Here is a 17279-nt window from a genome sequence, read left to right as displayed (position 1 = left end):
CCGCTGAAGGAGATAAAAATGACATTATTAACTCGTGAGGAAACAGTATTGTTCGCTGTACCGTCTTTATTTAGAGAACTATTTTCAATAAAAGAAATATTTCTGGGCGAAATAGACCAAAGTCTGATAGCCTACAAACGGGACAGTACAACCAAAAAGGCAGATGAATATGGCGCCGGTTTTTATTATACTTACAAATCAAATAATTTCTTTATAGGATTTAGCCCCTGCTGTGAAAAAGAATTTTTTCTTTCCCTTGCGATCGAGGGGAATCGAAATAATAGCAAACTGGGCAAAAAACTGTATTTTCGGAAAGGGTGGTACTACATACCTCTACAAAATTCTTCAATAAGCGTTTGTGATAAAAAAGTTCTTTCTGAAGTAAGAAAGCGTTTATGTAAAATTGATTGGTCTCTGCCGAATCACATATATCGATCTCTTCCGGCTTTTTTTTCAATGGAAAATAAAATAATTCGTCTTATTGAAGAAAGTAATTGCCGGAATGAATATAATAAATTTAACTGTTGTGAATGGTTTTATTATTTTGAAAATCAAACAAAATTCGACACTGACGAGTTTAAGTCGTTTTTATTTGCGGATTCATATCAGCAGCAGTTAGATGCTTTTAAGGAATGGATTAAATTGCTATGAAAATATTTTAAGGGGAAAACCATGAATCGATTTTTGTATATTTTAAAGTCGTTGTTCGCGATTGCGCTGGTCATAATTTTTCCGTTATCGCTTTTGTTGGTTGCCTATCCGAAATTGCCGATAGAAATCTTGTCGGCAGGATTTTATTTGTTTTCAATTGCTGTGTGTTTTTTGATTCGGAACAGAAAAACAAAGATAAATCGGATAGAATTTTGTGCAATATTTTCTTTAATTTTCTACGTTCAGTTGATACATATTTCGCTTTTAGCACAAGAATCCGATGAACATCTTTTTATTGTAAGGTTGTTTCAAAAGTCGCTTGAATTGGAGGGAGAAGCTCTAGTGATGTTTTCACAATTTATTATGATTATCTATATCGCACTTTTCATTATGAAGAACACAGCTGAAATCTCGGAAGCAAAGAGCAGATTTTCATCAAATACAATGAATACAAAATTTTTTGACATTGATACTAAATTGACTAAAAAAGAGATTACGAAAAGTGAAGCAGAAAAGTTACGGCAGCAAGTCGGCGCGGAAGCGGATTTTTATTCCAAGCGAAAAGAATATTTTACCGTGCTTTTTAAATGTATGGAGGCGTTTGTCGTTTTGACTTGCATTCACCTTGCTGTCGGAATCGGAACGGACATATTTTTGCGAGATGAATTGTTAAAAACGGCAATTTTTTCAAATATTCCTATCGTCGTAGGAATAAGTTTTCCGTTCATTGTTTTATATGTAGTATTCGGAATTACCGTTGGGACTAAAAAATCATTGTAAAACAATCGAAAATGAAAGGGGAAAAATTATTTTTTTAGACGAAAAGTCGTACAAAGTGAAACGGAAAAAAGATACTGCAGCGGAATACTTTTTATTCTATAATGTTGACAACACCTCGCCCACGCGTTGACCAGTTTTTCCATACGCTATAAAATTACCGCTATGGCACATTCGGCTCAAGACGCCTCCGCGTTTTTTTCCGTCACGCAGATCACAAATCTCATCAAAGAAACGATCGAAGGTTCGTTCGGTACCGTCATAGTCGAAGGTGAAATTTCCAACTGCAAACTGACGAGCGCCGGCCACATCTATTTGACACTGAAAGATTCCGGTGCGCAGCTCGGATGTGCGATGTGGCGGAGCGCGACGCCCTCTCTTTCGTTTTCGCCGAAAGACGGTATGCTCGTGCGCTGTACCGGATGCCTTACGGTGTACCCGCCGCACGGCAAATACCAGCTCGTCATTTCGCGCATGGAAATGGCGGGCACGGGAAATATTTTACAGATGCTCGAAGAGCGCAAAAAGCGCCTCGCCGCCGAAGGCATATTCGACGAAGCGCACAAAAAACCGCTGCCGCTTTTTCCGAAAACGGTCGGTATCGTTACGAGCGCGACGGGAGCCGCCCTGCGCGATATTTTGCAGATTATGAAGCGGCGGAATCCCTGCGTATCGGCGGTCATTTTGCCCGCAACGGTGCAGGGAGAAGGCGCGGCGGAAACGATCGTGCGGCAGATAAAAGTCGCAAATTATTTCAGGCTTTGCGACGTGCTCATCGTCGGGCGCGGAGGCGGCTCCCTCGAAGATCTGCTTCCCTTCAGCGACGAAGCGGTAGTACGTGCCGTCTACGAATCGAACATACCGGTGATTTCCGCCGTCGGACACGAAATCGATTGGGCGCTTTCCGATTACGCAGCCGATTTTCGAGCCTCGACTCCGTCGGCCGCAGCGGAAGCCGCAGTTCCGCTCAAAAGCGATATCATTCGTACGCTGCAAACCTATGCCGATATCTTCCATACGGAAATAAAACGCAAAGTCGAAAACATGAAACTCATCGTGCGCACATTCAATCCCGAAAATCTCGAACTGCAGTTTAGAACTATCGAACAGCCGCTCCTTGCGCGCTTTGACGGCGCAAAAGTCGCGCTGCTGCAAAACATCGATGAAAAATTAAAAGACGCGAAGCACCGCATCGCCCTGTGTACACACGTACTCGAAAGCGCAAGTCCCGAAAAAATTTTTGCACGAGGCTATTCGATGGTACGCGACACGGCAAGCGGAGAAGTCGTGCGGGATGCATCGCTCGTCGCAGTCGGAGCGGAACTTGAAATCGTTCCGGCAAAAGGTCAACTTACGGCGACCGTCAAAAGCGTATGCACAGAGGCAAAGCACATTATTAATTAATAATTTTACAAGGAGTCCGTCATGAAAAATTTTGCAAAAAACCTTGAAACGCTTGAAAAGCTTACCGCCGACATCAAGCGCGACGACATATCGCTCGAAGATGCGCTCAAAGATTTCGAAACGGGTATAAAACTCGCGCGCGGCATGGAAGCCGAAATCGACAGAATCGAAGGAAAAATTCAAATGCTCATGAACGAGCCCGCACCCGAAAGCGCGGATACGCCCGAACTCGATCTCTTTTCGGGCGCCGACGAAGCGACGGGAACGGCGGGCGCTCCGCAGGAGGGTACGCGTCAATGAGCGATGCAAAACCGGTACACAAGCTTTCCGCCGAAGTCGCAAGGAAAATCGCGGCGGGTGAAGTCATCGACCGGCCGAATGCGGTTCTGCGCGAACTCATGGACAACGCGGTCGATTCGGGTGCCGACAGCATCGCCGTCGAAATCGATTCGGGCGGCATCGAAAAAGTGCGCGTCGTCGACAACGGTTCGGGCATGACGAAAAGCGATCTGCAAAACTGTGCGCGGCCGCACGCGACGAGCAAAATCGAAACGGAAACCGACTTGTTGCATCTTTCGACGCTCGGCTTCAGAGGAGAAGCGCTTTCGTCGATCGCCGCCGTATGCCGCCTTTCGATCATATCGGGCGGCTGGAAAATGCGGGCATCGGTAACGGAAGATCACATCATCGAAAGGAGTGCATCGACTGCGGGTACGATCGTGCAGGCGGAAGGTCTTTTTGAAAACTTTCCCGCGCGGAGAAGATTTTTAAAACGCCCGGCAGCCGAAGCGCTCATGTGCAAAAACACGTTTATCGAAAAGACGCTTGCGAGACCGGACATCGCCTTTACGTTTACCGCGGACGGCGAGCGGCGCATAACGCTCGAAGCGGGCACGAGTTTAAAAAAGCGATTCGTAGAAGCGGCGCTCCCTTCCGAAAACGCTTCTCTCTTTTACGAAATCTCAGGCTCTTCGGGCGGAAAAGATCCCGACTGGAGTTTTACCTGCGTCATCGGAGAACCGGGCGTATCGCGCGCAAATAAAAAAGACATATACATCTTCGTAAACGGCAGAAGGATTACCGAGTATTCGCTCGTACAGGCGATCGAGTACGGCGGTCAAGGTTATTTTCCGAACGGTACCTATCCCGCTGCAGCCCTCTTCGTCACGATGAAAAGCGATCTCGTCGACTTCAATATTCACCCGGCAAAAAAAGAAGCGCGCTTCCGCGACATCGCAAGCCTGCACCACGGCGTAAGCGGAGCTTTGCGGAACTTTTTTCATCAATACACTCTGCGCGAAATGAAAAACGACCGCGACGATACAATTAACAATTTTCAATCTTTCGATTTCGATGCGGAAAACGCGTCCGCCGAAAGTACGGGCGGCAAAGGAAGCGGAAATTTATACGCGCTTCGAAAAAACGATGAACTCGGTGTGCATACGAGCGCCGGCAGAAAGGACGCTTTCGATGCGGCCGGAGGAAAAAGCATATCGTACGGGAAAAATAAAGACTCGATCCGGCATGCGAAAGATTTTTCACGCATCGTCATGCACCGGGGTGCAGGCGACTTTACAAATCCCTATGCCCGCGAATATAAAACCGATGCATATAAAGCGCGCTATTCGATAAACCACGAAGCGCGGGACGTACCGCTCGAACTTGCAAAAAAAGCGCTTTCGTTCGGCGAAACGGGAGATGATTCGGCAAGAGAGGCGGCAGATAAAACAAAACTGTACGACGCCGAAAACGCAGCCGAAAAAATCAAAACGCTAAACGGAGACTTTCACTTTCTCGGAAGCGCGCTCGGCACTTTTTTGGTCGCGGAAAAAGGCGATACGCTTTATATCATCGATCAGCACGCGGCTCACGAACGGCTCCTCTACGACGTCATTATGCAAAATCAGGGAAAAAGTCAAAAACTCCTCGTGCCCTATGAAATCATCACGCAAAATGCCGCGGACGATATTTATTTGACACGCATACGGGATGAGATGAAAAAAGCGGGCATTGCGGCAAAAAACAAAGGAAACGGAGTGTGGGAGATAAGATCGGTGCCGGAGCGCTGGAAAGGAAGCGAAAACGATCTGTACCGCGCCCTCCTCGAAAAAAGAGTCGCCCCGGAAGACGTCATTTCCGAGATCGCCGCAATGACCGCGTGCAAAGCGGCAGTCAAAGACGGCTATGTACTTGACGATGCGACCGCTTCGGATTTGGCGGAAAAAGCTCTCGCCCTCCCCGACCCGCACTGTCCGCACGGAAGACCCGTGTGGGCGGCGGTTACGAGGGCGGAGCTTTTCGCCCTCGTAAAGCGCACCTAAGGAAACACTGATTAATTCGAATGCGAATTAATCAGTGTTAACATTGAAATTCCTTGTTTCGTAATAAGTCTATATATTATGGGTAATTAAAGACTTATAAGAAACAAAAAGGAAGTGTTGATTAAATGCGCACCTCGCTTTTATCAGCACTTCCCTAAATGCCCGCTTGCTATTTTGCCTGAAAACCGCCGCTTCGAAGCGCCGACAAAAGCTCCGTCACTTCGGCACGGCGGTGATTCGGCCTCTTAGTCTGCACTTCGCTCAAATAGCGTTCCGCACCCGCAACGTCTCCCGTCGACATACATACTTTTCCAAGCTCCACATAGGCATCCCAATTCGTTCCGTCGCGCCTGATCAACTCGGTATACGTCGTTTTCGCGTTGTCGAACTGACCGTCGCTTGCATAGGTTTGCGCGAGATTCGAGCGCACCGTATTGTTTGACGGATCGAGACGCAGCGCATTTTGATAAAACTTAATCGCATTTTTATAATCTTTTTTTGCGAGATATGCGCTTCCGAGATTATTGTTCGCTTCGAAACTTTTATTGTCCGCATCGTACGCCTGCTTGAAAAGCCGGAGCGCCGTATCGACGTCGGGCGGATTCATTTCGAGGTACATTCTTCCGAGATTGATTTTCGATTTTTCGTGATCGGGATTCAATCGCAGCGCTTCAAGGTAGAGCGGAATCGCTTCTTCGGATTTTCCCGATTCCTGCAGCATAAGCGCGTAATTGTATACGACATTCGCTTGCGCGGTATTGCCGAGCGACGACTTCGAAGCGTACGCGCGTTTTGCATAGGTGATAGCTTCGGCATCTTTACGCTCCGCATACAGCGTCGCCGAAAGATTGTAATACGTCGTCGGGTCTTCTTCCGTCGGACTCAAAAGCGCGAGGGCGCGGCGGTAACAGTTTTCGGATGCGGCATAACTTTCCATCGCGTAGTATTCGGAGCCGAGTTCGCGCAGCGCGTTGCCGTTCACATCGTTAATACGGAGTACGGCGTTGTAGGCTTTGACGGCACCGTTTCGATCGCCTTGTTTTGAAAGAAGGCGTGCTTCTTCGAGATAGGCTTTTTCGTAATTCGGATCGGTCGTCCGTGCGCGGCGGAATGACGACAGCGCTTCGGCTTCGTTTCCGATTCTCAAATTTGCAAGACCGAGATTGTATTGCGCCGGCGCAAAGCGTCCGTCCAAATCGACGCTCTTCTGAAACGACGAACGCGCGTCGCTGTAGCGGCGTGAAAGGTACTGCACCCGTCCGAGATTATAGTGATAGAGGGCATTCGATGGATCGTTCTGCACCGCTTTGGAAAGTTCGTCGAGCGCTTTCGGATAATTTTTTACATCCATCGCCGTCATACCGAGCACGTAGTGAGCTGCGGCATCGTTCGGCGTTTTTCGGATCGCTTCTTCGGCGTAGCGTACGGCCGCATCACGGAGTCTTTTTTTATCGGCATCCGATGCCGCGTTTTGTAAAGCTTCGTAAAGGGCGCTTGCCATTTCGGAATTTTTGCTGCCTGAAAAAAGCGGTTCGCCTGCGGAAATCGGCAGCATCTTTTGCGCTTTGCCGAAATGATTGAGGGCGGAGTCGATTTTATTTGCCGTCAAATCGGATTTGCCCTGCGCGATTTCGCCGTTTACGCCGTCGATTTCTCTTTGAATCGCGCGATTTTTGCGCGCAAGTTCTTCTTCGGCTGCTTTGCGTGCGGCCGCTTCTCTTTGCTTTTGCGCTGCAAGCGCTTGAGCGGCTTTTTCGGCTTCGGCTTTCCGTTCGCGCGCCGTCGCGTCAGCCGCCGCTTTTTCCGCAGCGATTTCCGCTTCCCGTGCACGCCGGGCAGCCTCTTCGGCATCTCGCAATTTTTGCTGCGCCGCAATTTTGTCGGACGAAGTCTCTGCCGATGAAGTACGCTCTCCTGCCCGCTGCACGGAACCGGGAGCCGCATTCTGCGGGGACGTGGAATTTGATCCGCGCGCAATCAATTCTTCGAGTTCTTTTTGCGCCCGCCGGGCTTCCGCCGTACTTCGTGAAAGCTCGTCCTGCACCGCCCCGTCGCCGGATTTTGAATCCTTCAATGTACGCAGTTCGTCGAGCAGCCGCTGAGCTTCGGCATCACCGGGATTTTTTTTAAGCAGCTTTTCGAGCAGATCCAGCGCGCGGTCGTAGTCGCCTGCGTCCATGTAGAGCTGAACGGAAGAGAGCGTATCGCTCCGGACGTTCGAGGTCGAACCCGGTAAACCGGATTTATTTAAAAAAAAACCGCGATAAGGGCGATGATGACTGCCGCACAGACAATTGCGATAACGATTTTTTTATTCAATTTTTTTTCGGATTCGTTTTCGGAAACGGATCGACTTACCGGCTTGCTTCCTCCGGAAAAATCCGTAAACGATATTTTTTCGGAAACCGGCTTTTGTTCGTCCGTATACGATGAAGCCGTGCTTACATCCGAAAAGAGAGGTTTTGAAGCGGGAACTTTCACCGCATCGATACTTTCGGTTATTTTTGCGGAAAGTGTTTTTTCACTTATGAGAGATTTTTCCGCTGCAGTTTTTTCTGCGGCGGACTTCGAACGCGCGCTTTCGCCGCCCGTCTTTACACGCTGCGTTTTTACGGCCGTCTTTACCGCAGATTTTCCGGAAGCCTTTACGGCATTTTTTTTAACAGCCGGTTTCGGTGCGTTTTTTACAGCCGTTTTTGTATCGGCTTTTTTTACGCCCGCTTTCGCCGCCGTTTTCACATCGGCTTTTCTTGCAACCGCTTTTTCCGCAGTTTTTACGCTTTTCTTTTTTTCAACCGCTTTTTCCGCGGTTTTTGAAACGGCTTTTTTTGCAGCCGGTTTTTCGGCCGTTTTTTTGACGGCGGACTTTACCTTTTTTTCCGCCGGCGCCTTTTTCGCCGTTTTAGCGCTTGCCGCTTTTTCAGGAGTCTTTGTCTTAGCCATATCCCTTTCCTTTGCTGAAAATATACCGCACTCGCAACAATATTAATCGAGTTCCGGTTCCGATTCATAGTCGAGCGTATCTTCCGCTCCGCCCGACATATTTTCCGTATTTGTCGCTCGAAGCGAATTCGCTACGTCTTCGAGCAGCTTTTTTTTGCGCGCTTCTTCGGCCGCCTTCGCTTCGGCTTCACGCCTGGCCTTATCGGCGGCAATCCTCTCCTGTTCCGCACGCATACGCGCTTCCTCCGCTTTCATCGCCTGCTCGAGAGCCGCGGCAGCTCTCGCTTCTTCTTCCTTTCTGGCAAGTTCGGCTCGAAGCAGCGCAATGACGCGCTCTATTTCCGCACGCTGCGGATCACCGGGCACTCGAGCGATATAAGTTTCATAATCGCCGAGCGCATCCCGAAGACGCATCTGATTGAGTCTCGCGTTCGCGCGGTTTAAAAGCGCTTTTACAAAATCGGGAGATGCTGCAAGAGCGAGCGAATAACACTCGTCGGCTTTCGCATAATTTCCCGCGGCAAAAGCGGAATTTCCCGCATTGTATGCGAGCACTTTTTTATCGGTACCCGGTACGGAAAGTCCCTTTTCAAATACCGCGACCGATTTATCGTACTGCCCCGTTTGATAATACGAAAGCCCGAGATAATTATACGCCGCGCTCGACAGCGTTCCCGACGAAAGCTCCCGCTCGAGCAGCGGAATGGCGGCCGCCGGGTTATTCGATTTAAAGAGACGTTCGCCTTCGCTTTCGGCAAAAAGCGATATTGCGAAAAACAATAAAAAAAATACAGCGCCGTTCATCCGCTTCACTCTACCGCTCCCATATCCGATATTCCCTCTCTATTATCGGATGTTTGACAGAGTTTAATAAATCTACTAATCTAGTATACAGTAATTTACGTTTTTACAAAAGACCGTTTATACATATTTTTTCGGATGCGTTTTTGTACACTGATGCGGTATTTTCGAAAATCGATATGTTCCGCAGTCCCGCATGCCGTACGGAGGATTGATTTATTTATGGAGCCGATTCAAATTGCCGTTATCGCAGCGCTCACAGCCTTTATCGCGGAGCTGATCCTGTTTCTCAAAAAATCGGGTATATAATGAAAATACTTTGCGTTTCGGATATGATCGATCCTCTCATTTACAATCAAAACGCTTCGTCGTTTTTTTCCGATGTCGATATGATTTTATGCGCCGGCGATCTTCCGATGGATTATGTGGATTTTATCGTTTCGGTTTTTAATAAGCCGACGTACTTCGTTTTCGGTAATCACAACTTAAACGAATTTCATTATTATCATTCGGGTGTATCGGCACCGTCGGAAAAAAGAGAAGATGCACACGGACACGGTGCCGCGTACTGCGGTTTCCGCGTCATCCGCGATAAAGCGCTTTCGTTTACCGATCCCGCGACGGGGAAAAAGACGCCGCTCCTTATCGCGGGAGTTTCCGGCTCTCGGAAATACAACAACGGTCTCAACCAGTACAGCGAAGGAGAAATGAAGCGCCGTCTCATTGCGATGATCCCTTCTCTTCTGTGGAACAAGCTGCGCTACGGCAGATATCTCGACATATTTTTGACGCACGCGTCCCCGAGGGGCATCCACGACAGGGAGGATCCGTGTCACGTCGGTTTCGAATGCTTTAACTGGTTTATAAAAAAATTTTCACCCGCCTACCTCGTACACGGACACATTCATCTCTACGACATACGCACGAAGCGCGTTACGGAAACGGGCGCGACGACGGTCGTAAACGCATACGCGCACTGGCTCATCGACTTTCCGAAAACGGGAGGAACACAATGAGCGGAGGATTGTTTTCGCTGCAGACGGATGAAGATTTCAACAAAGCTCACAGCAAAGCGCTCTTCAACGAAATACAGCATTTTTTAAATCCCGAAGAAGCGTCCCTCATTTCGTTTTCCGAAATAAAATCGATTTTAAAACCGAAAGACGAAATCTACGTCGGCTTACAGACGATTCCGATCGACAAGATCGTCGGGAGCGAAGGCCGCTATAAAGATTTCGACAACCGTTTTTTTCCGAAAAGCGGATTTTTGCGCGAACGATGGAAACACGTCGATGAAGCGCAGTACGAATCGATCATTCTTCCTCCGATAAAAGTATACGAACTCGGAGGCCTGTATTTTGTGCGCGACGGCAATCATCGGGTTTCGGTCGCAAAAGCGCGCGGTATAGAATTCATCGATGCGGAAATCGTTTCGCTGCAGAGCGAAATAAAATTGAAGCCCGCCTATACGTTGAAATCGATGATAAAAGGAATCATCTCGTATGAAAAACGCGTCTTTTATACCGAAACGAATTTCGGAGATATCACCGACTTTTGGACGCTCGATTTTACGTCGACCGGGCAGTACGATATCGTCTACAACCACATCCTGACGCATAAAGCATACGTCGAAAAAAAAGAAAATACCGATATGACGATTGCAGATGCGATCACTTCGTGGTTTAACGCAGTCTATCTCCCGATCATCAAAGCGATAGACGACGGACACGTCATGCGTTATTTCAGAGCGCATACGAAAAGCGATCTGTATGTGTGGATCATGCTGTACTGGGAAGAGCTTCGGAAAAAATTCGGAGAAGACGTGGAGCTCAACGATGCGGTGCGCTCCTTTACACGCAGTAAGGGCACGAGTTTCGTCTCCCGCATAAAAAACGGAATCGAGCGCATCATATTTAAATGGAAAATAAAATCTTCTTGACCTCTTAGGCCTTCGATGATAAAATAGTAAAATAATTGCAGCTTTACGTGGAGTTAAAAATTGTATTCTATCGAGTCGTTTATACACATTCCGATTATAGGGGCGGCGGTGCTGCTCGCAATTTTATTCGCGCTGCTGGTCGTCATACGCTGTCGAAATACTGCAAAAGCAAGTTTTGTACTCTATATCGCTCTCGGCATCCTTTTTGCGGGTCTCATCCGTATGTTCCGTTCGTCAAGCGGCCTCTATTTCGTTTCGGCTTTTTTTGCTTCGGAACTCCTTATCCTGCCTTACTTTATCATCCTTGCATTCGGCGATTCGAAAAAACGGGAAAAAAAACAAGCTTCCGAAGTGCACGAAAAAGTCGAACACGAGTCGCTTGCAAACATATCGTATGAAAAAAAAATCGGGGCAAACGAAGAATTCGCCGCAAAAGCCGCCGAGCTTTTTTCGCATGACGACAGCTTAAATCAATTTCTCGACTACTTCAATGCAAAGCTCACCGAAGCGGTCAAAGCCGACGGCTGCGTCATTCTCCTGTCGGACGAATTCGACAACTTTCTCACCGTCCGTTCCATGAAAGGCTCTTTTCCGCCTCCGTATAAACTGCCGGATACGCTGCCGCACAAACCGGTACGGGTGGAAGCGAATTTCCGCTATATGCAATTCCAGCTTTCCGAAAACATTTTCGGAGAAGTCGCGTCTTCGGGCGAAGCGGTGCTTATAAAAAATTCCGTCCAAGACCCGCGCATCTATCAAAACGGACCGGAAGACTTTCTCGCTTGCGGCAGCTATATCTGCGTTCCGATCCGCGTACAAGGCAGAATCGTCGGTGTTTCGGCGCTGTCGCGGGATCCGAAAAAAGAAGGCTTTTCGGAACTCGATTTCGAACACGCGAAGACGCTCACCGAAGCGGCCGCTTCGGCGCTCCGTACGCTTTTAAGCTTTCTCGACTACAGCGAAAAACGCAGTTTCACGGAAGAAGGCAATACTGCGGCGAAATTCCAAAAGAAATTCATCCTTGAAAAAATTCCGGAAATGACCGGCATATCGCTCGGAGCATGGTCGGTACAAAACGAAAACGTGTGCGGTGACTACTACGATATCCTCGCAGTACGCAAAGACCGTACGCTTTTCGTCATGTCGGATGTTGTCGGAAAAGGTATGAACTCGTTCAGCGTCATGGTGATGATTCGCACGATGCTGCGCATGACAGCCGCGACTCCCCAAAGCCCTGCCGCTATTTTAAAATGGATCAACCGCGGACTGTGTGCGGAAAACGGCATAGAAGATCACTTTGCAAGTATCGCGCTCATCGACTATAATCCATTGACAAGAGAAACCAAAATTTCGACGAGCGGCATCAATCCCGTACTCGTCTACCGGGCGAAAACCGGCGAAGTGTCGCAGCTGTCAAAACAAAACGAACCGCTCGGCGTCGAAAAAACCTCGGATTTTGCCGATGAACTATTACAGCTCGAAAGAGGTGACATCCTCGTAACCTGTACGGACGGATTGCTTGAATGCTTAAGCGAATCCGGTGTACAATATTCCGCGTCGCGCCTCATGCAAGTCATCAAAGAAAATCACGCGCTTGCAGGGACGGAGATTGCCGAACGCGTAAAAGCGGATGTGAAGCGGCATTCGGAAGGGGCGCAGCAATACGACGATCAAAGCCTTTTGGTCATAAAAATTAAATGAATTAGGAAGGAGCGTATTTTATGGAACTGAAAATCCGAAAAAACGGCGACATCTATATCATTGACGTAAATGGAGAGATGGATCTGTACAATTCCTATAAGCTCAAAGAGCTTGTCATGAAAATGCTGGAAAAAAACGTCAAGTTTTTCATCATCAATTTGGAACAGGTCGATTATATCGATTCGTCGGGAATCGGAGCGCTCATCTATATTTGCTCTACGATAAAAAAGATGAACCTGCGCCTTTCAATTGCGAATATCCACGGGTCCGTAAAAAAAGTCATCGAACTGACAAAGCTGACAGGATATTTTCCGATCGCAAACAGCATCGAAGACGCGTTGCAGATGGTGAAGGAATAACGTTTATCTTGCGAAAATACGACACAAGAGCGGAAGGTTGATAATTGCGCTTCCGCTCGTCTTTCATAAGTCATTGAATAATACCGTTACACGAACTTATTGCAAAACGAAAATTAAAAAAGGAGTTTACACTATGGCACGCGAAGAAGCGATAAAAGAACTTCATTCGGATGACAATGATCCCCTATTCAATACGGAAAATATGCTCGTAAAAACGTTTCCGTCGGATTTCAGACAGATCAGGTATTTTACGCTCCTCATCGTTCAGTCCGCGCCGACGGAAATCAGAGAGCTGAATCTGCTTGAACAGCAGATAAGCGAAGTGATCAAAAACGCCGTCAAACACGGCAACCGCTGCGACATGAACAAAAAGGTAACCGTCTGGTATTCGTTCAGTCCCGGCCATGCCCATCTCATCGTGCAGGACGAAGGCGAAGGCTTTAAAAATCTTGAGGCATGGAACGAATTCAACCGCAAAAGAATCGAATGCCTGCGCACGCAGAATTTCGAAGACCTCGCAAACTACGTTTCGTTCCGAACGGCATCGAGCGACGAACACGACGGCGGAAATGCCCTCTTTGCGGCGGTCGAATACTGGAACGGCGGCTTTGTCTTTAACGGTAAACGGAACGCCGTCGCAATGCTGAAAAAGTTCAAACAAAAACACTTCGCCATTCGCTGACGTATTCGGAATTTTTGTCTGCCGCATATTTCACACGCTTTTGAAAATACAGCGTGTTCCGAAGCGTTTATAATTTATCGATAAGCATGGAACATTTGCCGGACGGAATGGGCAGCGTCTTTTTCTTTTGATCGAGGATATTGATCGTAAAGTAGTAGAGCTTTTCGCTTTCCATTTGGATTTCCCAGCCGCGGCTGCTTTTGTTGCTCAATATCGTTATGAGATTTCGCTTGAGCGACAGGTTTTCGATGCCCATGATTTCGAGGTTCGGGATAATCCAGTCGACCGTTTTGCGCGGAAGACTTATCGAAAGGCCGATGACGTTTTCTATCATCAGCGCTATCGTCGAAAGACCGACGGTGATGAGATAGTGCGGACGCGGAAAGCCCGAATCTTTCGACATGGACGCTTTGCCTTCTTTCGTCGGCAGATACGCTTCGTACACGTCGCCCTTTTCTTTCGGGTCGTTCGGCATAAGCCCTTCGAGTATGTAGTAGAGATGGCGTATGGAACACTCGCGCGCAAGTTCGTAGTGGCGGTATTTTTCGAGTCCTTTGATGACCATAAAATTGAACGCGGGAAACACGCTGCCGCAAAATCCTTCACCCGATTTTTTAAACGATCTGCTGTCGGCCGAAAGCGTCGGAAACGGATGATCGGTACCGAAAGTTTCGGGATTGCTCAAGTGGGAGATGAGCAGTTCCGCTTTATCGGCGTTCGGGATTTCGGCGAGAAGCGGCCAAAAACCCGCTATCGTTTTTTCGCTTAAACGGTTCCCGTCTTTATTGAGATCGTGGTAAAAACGCGTCGCGTCGTCCCACATAAGCGAATTGATCCGCGTTTTGATCGAAAAGTACATGCGCCGATATTGGAAGCTCAAATCCTTATCGTTGAGGATATCACCGAGAGCGGACATGTGAGACGCGTTGATCGCCATAGCCGCATTGAAATCGACGGGGTATACGCTTTTTTCGCGCGGAGCGTTGAACATCGTGCCTGCAGTAAAGGGGACGGCATATAAGCCGTTTTCCCGCTTAAACGTTTCGTCGAGCCATGTCATGTATTTTTGCAGTTTCGGCATGACCTCTTTTATACGCCGCTTGTTCGCGGATTTGTGGTAGAGATTGAATTCCGCCCAAGCAAAAAGCGGCATACCCGCGCCCTGGGGATTCGTTTTCGGCAGAACGGGTTTTCCGGTTTTCGCGTCGTATCTCCAGCGGATCGCGCCGTTTTTTTCCTGCTTGTTGTAAAAGTAATCGATATTTTGACTCGCATTGAAATTGCGGTTCGAATATACGAGAAAAAAAGAAGAGAAAATCGATTCGAATTGATCGATGATACACTTTCCGCTTTCGGGATATAAAAAGCAGCCTGTCGGCGAGTCTTTTGACGTCGCAGGGTCGATCCAAAAATCTGCAAGCATCGACCACGTTTTATTATAAATATCTACAAAATCCTGATCGTAAAAATGAATTTTCGGAAAATCATGCTTATTCACTTGTGCTCCTGCAACTGCTGTACGAAAGTAGTCCTTACCAGTATACCACATTTTTATAAAAACGCAAAATATTTTTTATAAAAACGGAGTTTTTTTTACCGCACGGCATCGTTCCGCGATTTTAAAAGGCGGAAATGCCGGAGAAAATCAAAACGGCAACCGAAAGCGCCGCGTTAAAACCCGCACGGAAAGCGGCGTTCGGTGCCGTTCTCCGAATATGCGATATCGCATGAATACGTGAGGAAGTCGACAAAAAGGTACGCATAGTCGGCGCACCGTCACTCTGCGGATTCGGGAGACGCGTTGCCCGTCGACATCGGAATATTGCCTTCGGGAAGCGCGCTTGCCGGAAGCCGCGGTTCGGGAGGAGGAGCGATGACGTTGCCTGCCGCATCGGTTTCGGTAAGCGTCCGCCGCTCGGCCGCTTCGCGCGCCGCATCCGAATAGATAAAGCGTATCGTCTCTATCTGCGATTTGTGACGCGACTTTAAAAGCAGCGTATTCGTGTCGGCGCGGTATACATAGCCCGAAGAATTATACGTTTCGAAGCGCGGATCGGTACGGAACGCCAAATCGTAAATATAGATGGTTCTGAACCGTTGTATGCCGTTTATGATAACGTAATGCGTATAGGACTGCGGGAAATCGATCGTAACCGTAACCGTTCCCCTGCCGTCGTTCGCATAAGTCATATTCGCCGCACAGGTCCACGCCCACACCGCATTGCCGCCGTCGAAACCGAGAAGTGCAAAGTGCGGATAATAGGGATTATCGTGTACGACGATCGGATACAAAGAAGCAAGCGTTCGAAGATCGAACGAAGCGCTTTCGGCAAGATACGAATTCAAAATGACGTAGCCGCCCCGCTCGAGCGACACCTGTCCCGATGCGCGCCCGTAACGCACGAGGGCATCTCCGACTTCCGCCGCCTGGATAACCGAAACGAAAGCGCCGTTTTCGGAAATCGTAATCTTTTCGTTTTCAGCCGAACAGGCTTCGGTAATTTTATCGATACAGACTTGTGCTGCCGGATGAAGGATCGACGCAAACTCGGCATTTTTGGCGAGGAGCGAATCGTAGGCCGAAAGAATGGAAGCGGCCTGTGAAACGGTAATCGAGTTCGCACTGACCGCCGCCCCTGTCGAAAGCAGCGTTCTGACCGCATTTGAGCCCGGATGCATACACATATAATCGACGATGCCGGAAACGGTAAACGCGTCGATCGTATTCTGAGCGACGATATCGCGGAAGCCCGACATCTGCTGTTCGAGCGAACGGTTCATCGTTGCAAGCGAATCGAAATACGGAGATGAAAGATAGGTACGTTGTACGCCGCGCCTGAACGAAGAAGGCACCGCGTTGATCGCATCGTTGTAACGGCCGCGCTCGGACATAGCCGCGACATACGAAACGGCTTCCTGCTCGGTGATATCCTGCTGAGAAGTGAAAGCCGTTATTAAATTTTGTTTGAACGAAGCGATCGTCGTCGAATACGCGCCGGGCTCCGCAGACGCGAAACGAGCCGTATTGTCAAACGAGAATTTTTTCGTCGCATCGTAATACGAATACGAAGCCACGGTTCCTCGTCCGCTGAACGAAACAGTCCCGCCCGATATTTCCGCAGCTTCGAATTCCCATCGGCTGTTTCTGATATCGAGCTGTACGTGCGTATCCGTTTCCGAAACGACGGCCGCACCCGAAACGATTTCATAATGCAGACGCACGTCGTCCGCATTTTCCGGAAGAACGGCGTGCACGGTCAAACGTTCCGCATCTTCGCTTCCGCCTACGGCAAACGAAAGCGACACGCCTTCGCTGAACGCAAATTCACAGGAACGGGAATTCGGCTTTTTCCATGACACGAGCGCAAGATTCCGGCGGCCGCGTTCGCCGCGCACGGAAAGGGTGAGAGGATGAGCATCGTCGACCGTAAAGGCGATACCGTTAAACGATGCGGTCATCCGATTTTTCAAAACAGTACCGCCGTCATCGCCCTTCGTTTCGGCAAGCGATATGCGGAGATTTCCGATCCTTTCGGATATAACGGAATCGCTTCTAAATTGCAGCATAAAAATGCCGACAATTATAACGATATACGTAAAAAGGAGCCCAAGTGACTTCCGGACAATATTCCTATACATTGACGACAGTTTAACCAATGGTGCAAGGAATTGCAACCGGTGTAATTTTCCTCTTTTTTATG

Annotated in this window: 15 protein-coding genes; 10 read left to right on the top strand and 5 right to left on the bottom strand. The window is 48.5% G+C overall.

From position 1 onward, the window contains the following. The first annotated feature begins 18 nt into the window (after positions 1-18). From HRI97_RS03970 to mutL, 5 genes are all read left to right on the top strand, one after another. Positions 19-651 carry a hypothetical protein gene (locus HRI97_RS03970; protein WP_253726743.1) on the top strand — a complete coding sequence of 211 codons (633 nt, stop codon included), beginning with the start codon at positions 19-21 and terminating at the stop codon, positions 649-651. Positions 652-672: 21 nt separating this feature from the next. Beyond that, on the top strand, positions 673-1431 hold the full coding sequence (locus HRI97_RS03965; protein WP_253726741.1) for an FHIPEP family type III secretion protein: 759 nt from the start codon (positions 673-675) through the stop codon (positions 1429-1431). A gap of 162 nt (positions 1432-1593) precedes the next feature. Then, a complete protein-coding gene (xseA, locus tag HRI97_RS03960) occupies positions 1594-2832 on the top strand; it encodes an exodeoxyribonuclease VII large subunit (protein ID WP_253726739.1) in 1239 nt (412 codons plus the stop codon). Positions 2833-2853: 21 nt separating this feature from the next. After that, positions 2854-3132, top strand: a complete 279-nt coding sequence (gene xseB / locus HRI97_RS03955) for an exodeoxyribonuclease VII small subunit (RefSeq protein ID WP_180485692.1) — start codon at positions 2854-2856, stop codon at positions 3130-3132. Beyond that, positions 3129-5153, top strand: a complete 2025-nt coding sequence (mutL, locus tag HRI97_RS03950; RefSeq protein WP_253726737.1) for a DNA mismatch repair endonuclease MutL — start codon at positions 3129-3131, stop codon at positions 5151-5153. Before xseB ends, mutL begins: the two co-directional genes overlap by 4 nt. A gap of 169 nt (positions 5154-5322) precedes the next feature. Here mutL and HRI97_RS03945 read toward each other — a convergent pair whose 3' ends face one another. From HRI97_RS03945 to HRI97_RS03935, 3 genes are all read right to left on the bottom strand, one after another. Further along, positions 5323-7332 carry a tetratricopeptide repeat protein gene (locus tag HRI97_RS03945; RefSeq protein ID WP_253726735.1) on the bottom strand — a complete coding sequence of 670 codons (2010 nt, stop codon included), beginning with the start codon at positions 7330-7332 and terminating at the stop codon, positions 5323-5325. Between the two features lie 68 nt (positions 7333-7400). Then, on the bottom strand, positions 7401-8096 hold the full coding sequence (locus tag HRI97_RS03940; protein WP_253726733.1) for a hypothetical protein: 696 nt from the start codon (positions 8094-8096) through the stop codon (positions 7401-7403). Positions 8097-8138: 42 nt separating this feature from the next. Continuing rightward, on the bottom strand, positions 8139-8900 hold the full coding sequence (locus HRI97_RS03935) for a tetratricopeptide repeat protein (RefSeq protein ID WP_253727288.1): 762 nt from the start codon (positions 8898-8900) through the stop codon (positions 8139-8141). Positions 8901-9205: 305 nt separating this feature from the next. On the opposite strand from HRI97_RS03935, the gene HRI97_RS03930 reads away from it, so the two are divergent. The 5 genes from HRI97_RS03930 (at position 9206) to HRI97_RS03910 (ending at position 13578) form a co-directional block, all read left to right on the top strand. Then, positions 9206-9913 (top strand): metallophosphoesterase family protein, encoded by a 708-nt coding sequence (locus HRI97_RS03930; RefSeq protein ID WP_253726731.1) that lies wholly within the window; start codon positions 9206-9208, stop codon positions 9911-9913. Beyond that, complete coding sequence (locus tag HRI97_RS03925) at positions 9910-10836, top strand: transcriptional regulator (protein ID WP_253726729.1); 927 nt, start codon at positions 9910-9912, stop codon at positions 10834-10836. The genes HRI97_RS03930 and HRI97_RS03925 overlap by 4 nt, the downstream gene beginning before the upstream one ends. Positions 10837-10896: 60 nt before the next feature. Continuing rightward, positions 10897-12537: a GAF domain-containing SpoIIE family protein phosphatase gene (locus tag HRI97_RS03920; RefSeq protein WP_253726727.1), complete on the top strand. Its 1641-nt coding sequence runs from the start codon at positions 10897-10899 to the stop codon at positions 12535-12537. A gap of 20 nt (positions 12538-12557) precedes the next feature. After that, positions 12558-12896: an anti-sigma factor antagonist gene (locus HRI97_RS03915; RefSeq protein WP_180485678.1), complete on the top strand. Its 339-nt coding sequence runs from the start codon at positions 12558-12560 to the stop codon at positions 12894-12896. A gap of 133 nt (positions 12897-13029) precedes the next feature. After that, positions 13030-13578, top strand: coding sequence for an ATP-binding protein (locus HRI97_RS03910; protein WP_253726725.1), 549 nt, complete (start codon positions 13030-13032; stop codon positions 13576-13578). Between the two features lie 67 nt (positions 13579-13645). Here HRI97_RS03910 and HRI97_RS03905 read toward each other — a convergent pair whose 3' ends face one another. Together HRI97_RS03905 and HRI97_RS03900 are read right to left on the bottom strand one after the other, a co-directional pair. Further along, the gene (locus HRI97_RS03905) at positions 13646-15076 is read right to left on the bottom strand and encodes an MGH1-like glycoside hydrolase domain-containing protein (protein ID WP_253726723.1); all 1431 of its coding nucleotides are present in this window, start codon (positions 15074-15076) and stop codon (positions 13646-13648) included. Between the two features lie 278 nt (positions 15077-15354). Continuing rightward, positions 15355-17145, bottom strand: a complete 1791-nt coding sequence (locus HRI97_RS03900) for a hypothetical protein (protein WP_253726721.1) — start codon at positions 17143-17145, stop codon at positions 15355-15357. Positions 17146-17279: the final 134 nt, after the last annotated feature.

The organism is Treponema socranskii subsp. buccale, from assembly GCF_024181585.1.
Taxonomy (GTDB): domain Bacteria; phylum Spirochaetota; class Spirochaetia; order Treponematales; family Treponemataceae; genus Treponema_D; species Treponema_D buccale.
Note: the sequence above shows the minus strand (reverse complement) of the source record. Positions and strands in the feature narration are given on the sequence as shown.

Bases quoted from the DNA above. Each gene is read 5' to 3' on its own strand.
- HRI97_RS03970 (WP_253726743.1), top strand. From the start codon at position 19: ATGACATTATTAACTCGTGAGGAAACAGTATTGTTCGCTGTACCGTCT.
- HRI97_RS03965 (WP_253726741.1), top strand. From the start codon at position 673: ATGAATCGATTTTTGTATATTTTAAAGTCGTTGTTCGCGATTGCGCTG.
- xseA (WP_253726739.1), top strand. From the start codon at position 1,594: ATGGCACATTCGGCTCAAGACGCCTCCGCGTTTTTTTCCGTCACGCAG.
- xseB (WP_180485692.1), top strand. From the start codon at position 2,854: ATGAAAAATTTTGCAAAAAACCTTGAAACGCTTGAAAAGCTTACCGCC.
- mutL (WP_253726737.1), top strand. From the start codon at position 3,129: ATGAGCGATGCAAAACCGGTACACAAGCTTTCCGCCGAAGTCGCAAGG.
- HRI97_RS03945 (WP_253726735.1), bottom strand. From the start codon at position 7,332: ATGGACGCAGGCGACTACGACCGCGCGCTGGATCTGCTCGAAAAGCTG.
- HRI97_RS03940 (WP_253726733.1), bottom strand. From the start codon at position 8,096: ATGGCTAAGACAAAGACTCCTGAAAAAGCGGCAAGCGCTAAAACGGCG.
- HRI97_RS03935 (WP_253727288.1), bottom strand. From the start codon at position 8,900: ATGAACGGCGCTGTATTTTTTTTATTGTTTTTCGCAATATCGCTTTTT.
- HRI97_RS03930 (WP_253726731.1), top strand. From the start codon at position 9,206: ATGAAAATACTTTGCGTTTCGGATATGATCGATCCTCTCATTTACAAT.
- HRI97_RS03925 (WP_253726729.1), top strand. From the start codon at position 9,910: ATGAGCGGAGGATTGTTTTCGCTGCAGACGGATGAAGATTTCAACAAA.
- HRI97_RS03915 (WP_180485678.1), top strand. From the start codon at position 12,558: ATGGAACTGAAAATCCGAAAAAACGGCGACATCTATATCATTGACGTA.
- HRI97_RS03910 (WP_253726725.1), top strand. From the start codon at position 13,030: ATGGCACGCGAAGAAGCGATAAAAGAACTTCATTCGGATGACAATGAT.
- HRI97_RS03900 (WP_253726721.1), bottom strand. From the start codon at position 17,145: ATGCTGCAATTTAGAAGCGATTCCGTTATATCCGAAAGGATCGGAAAT.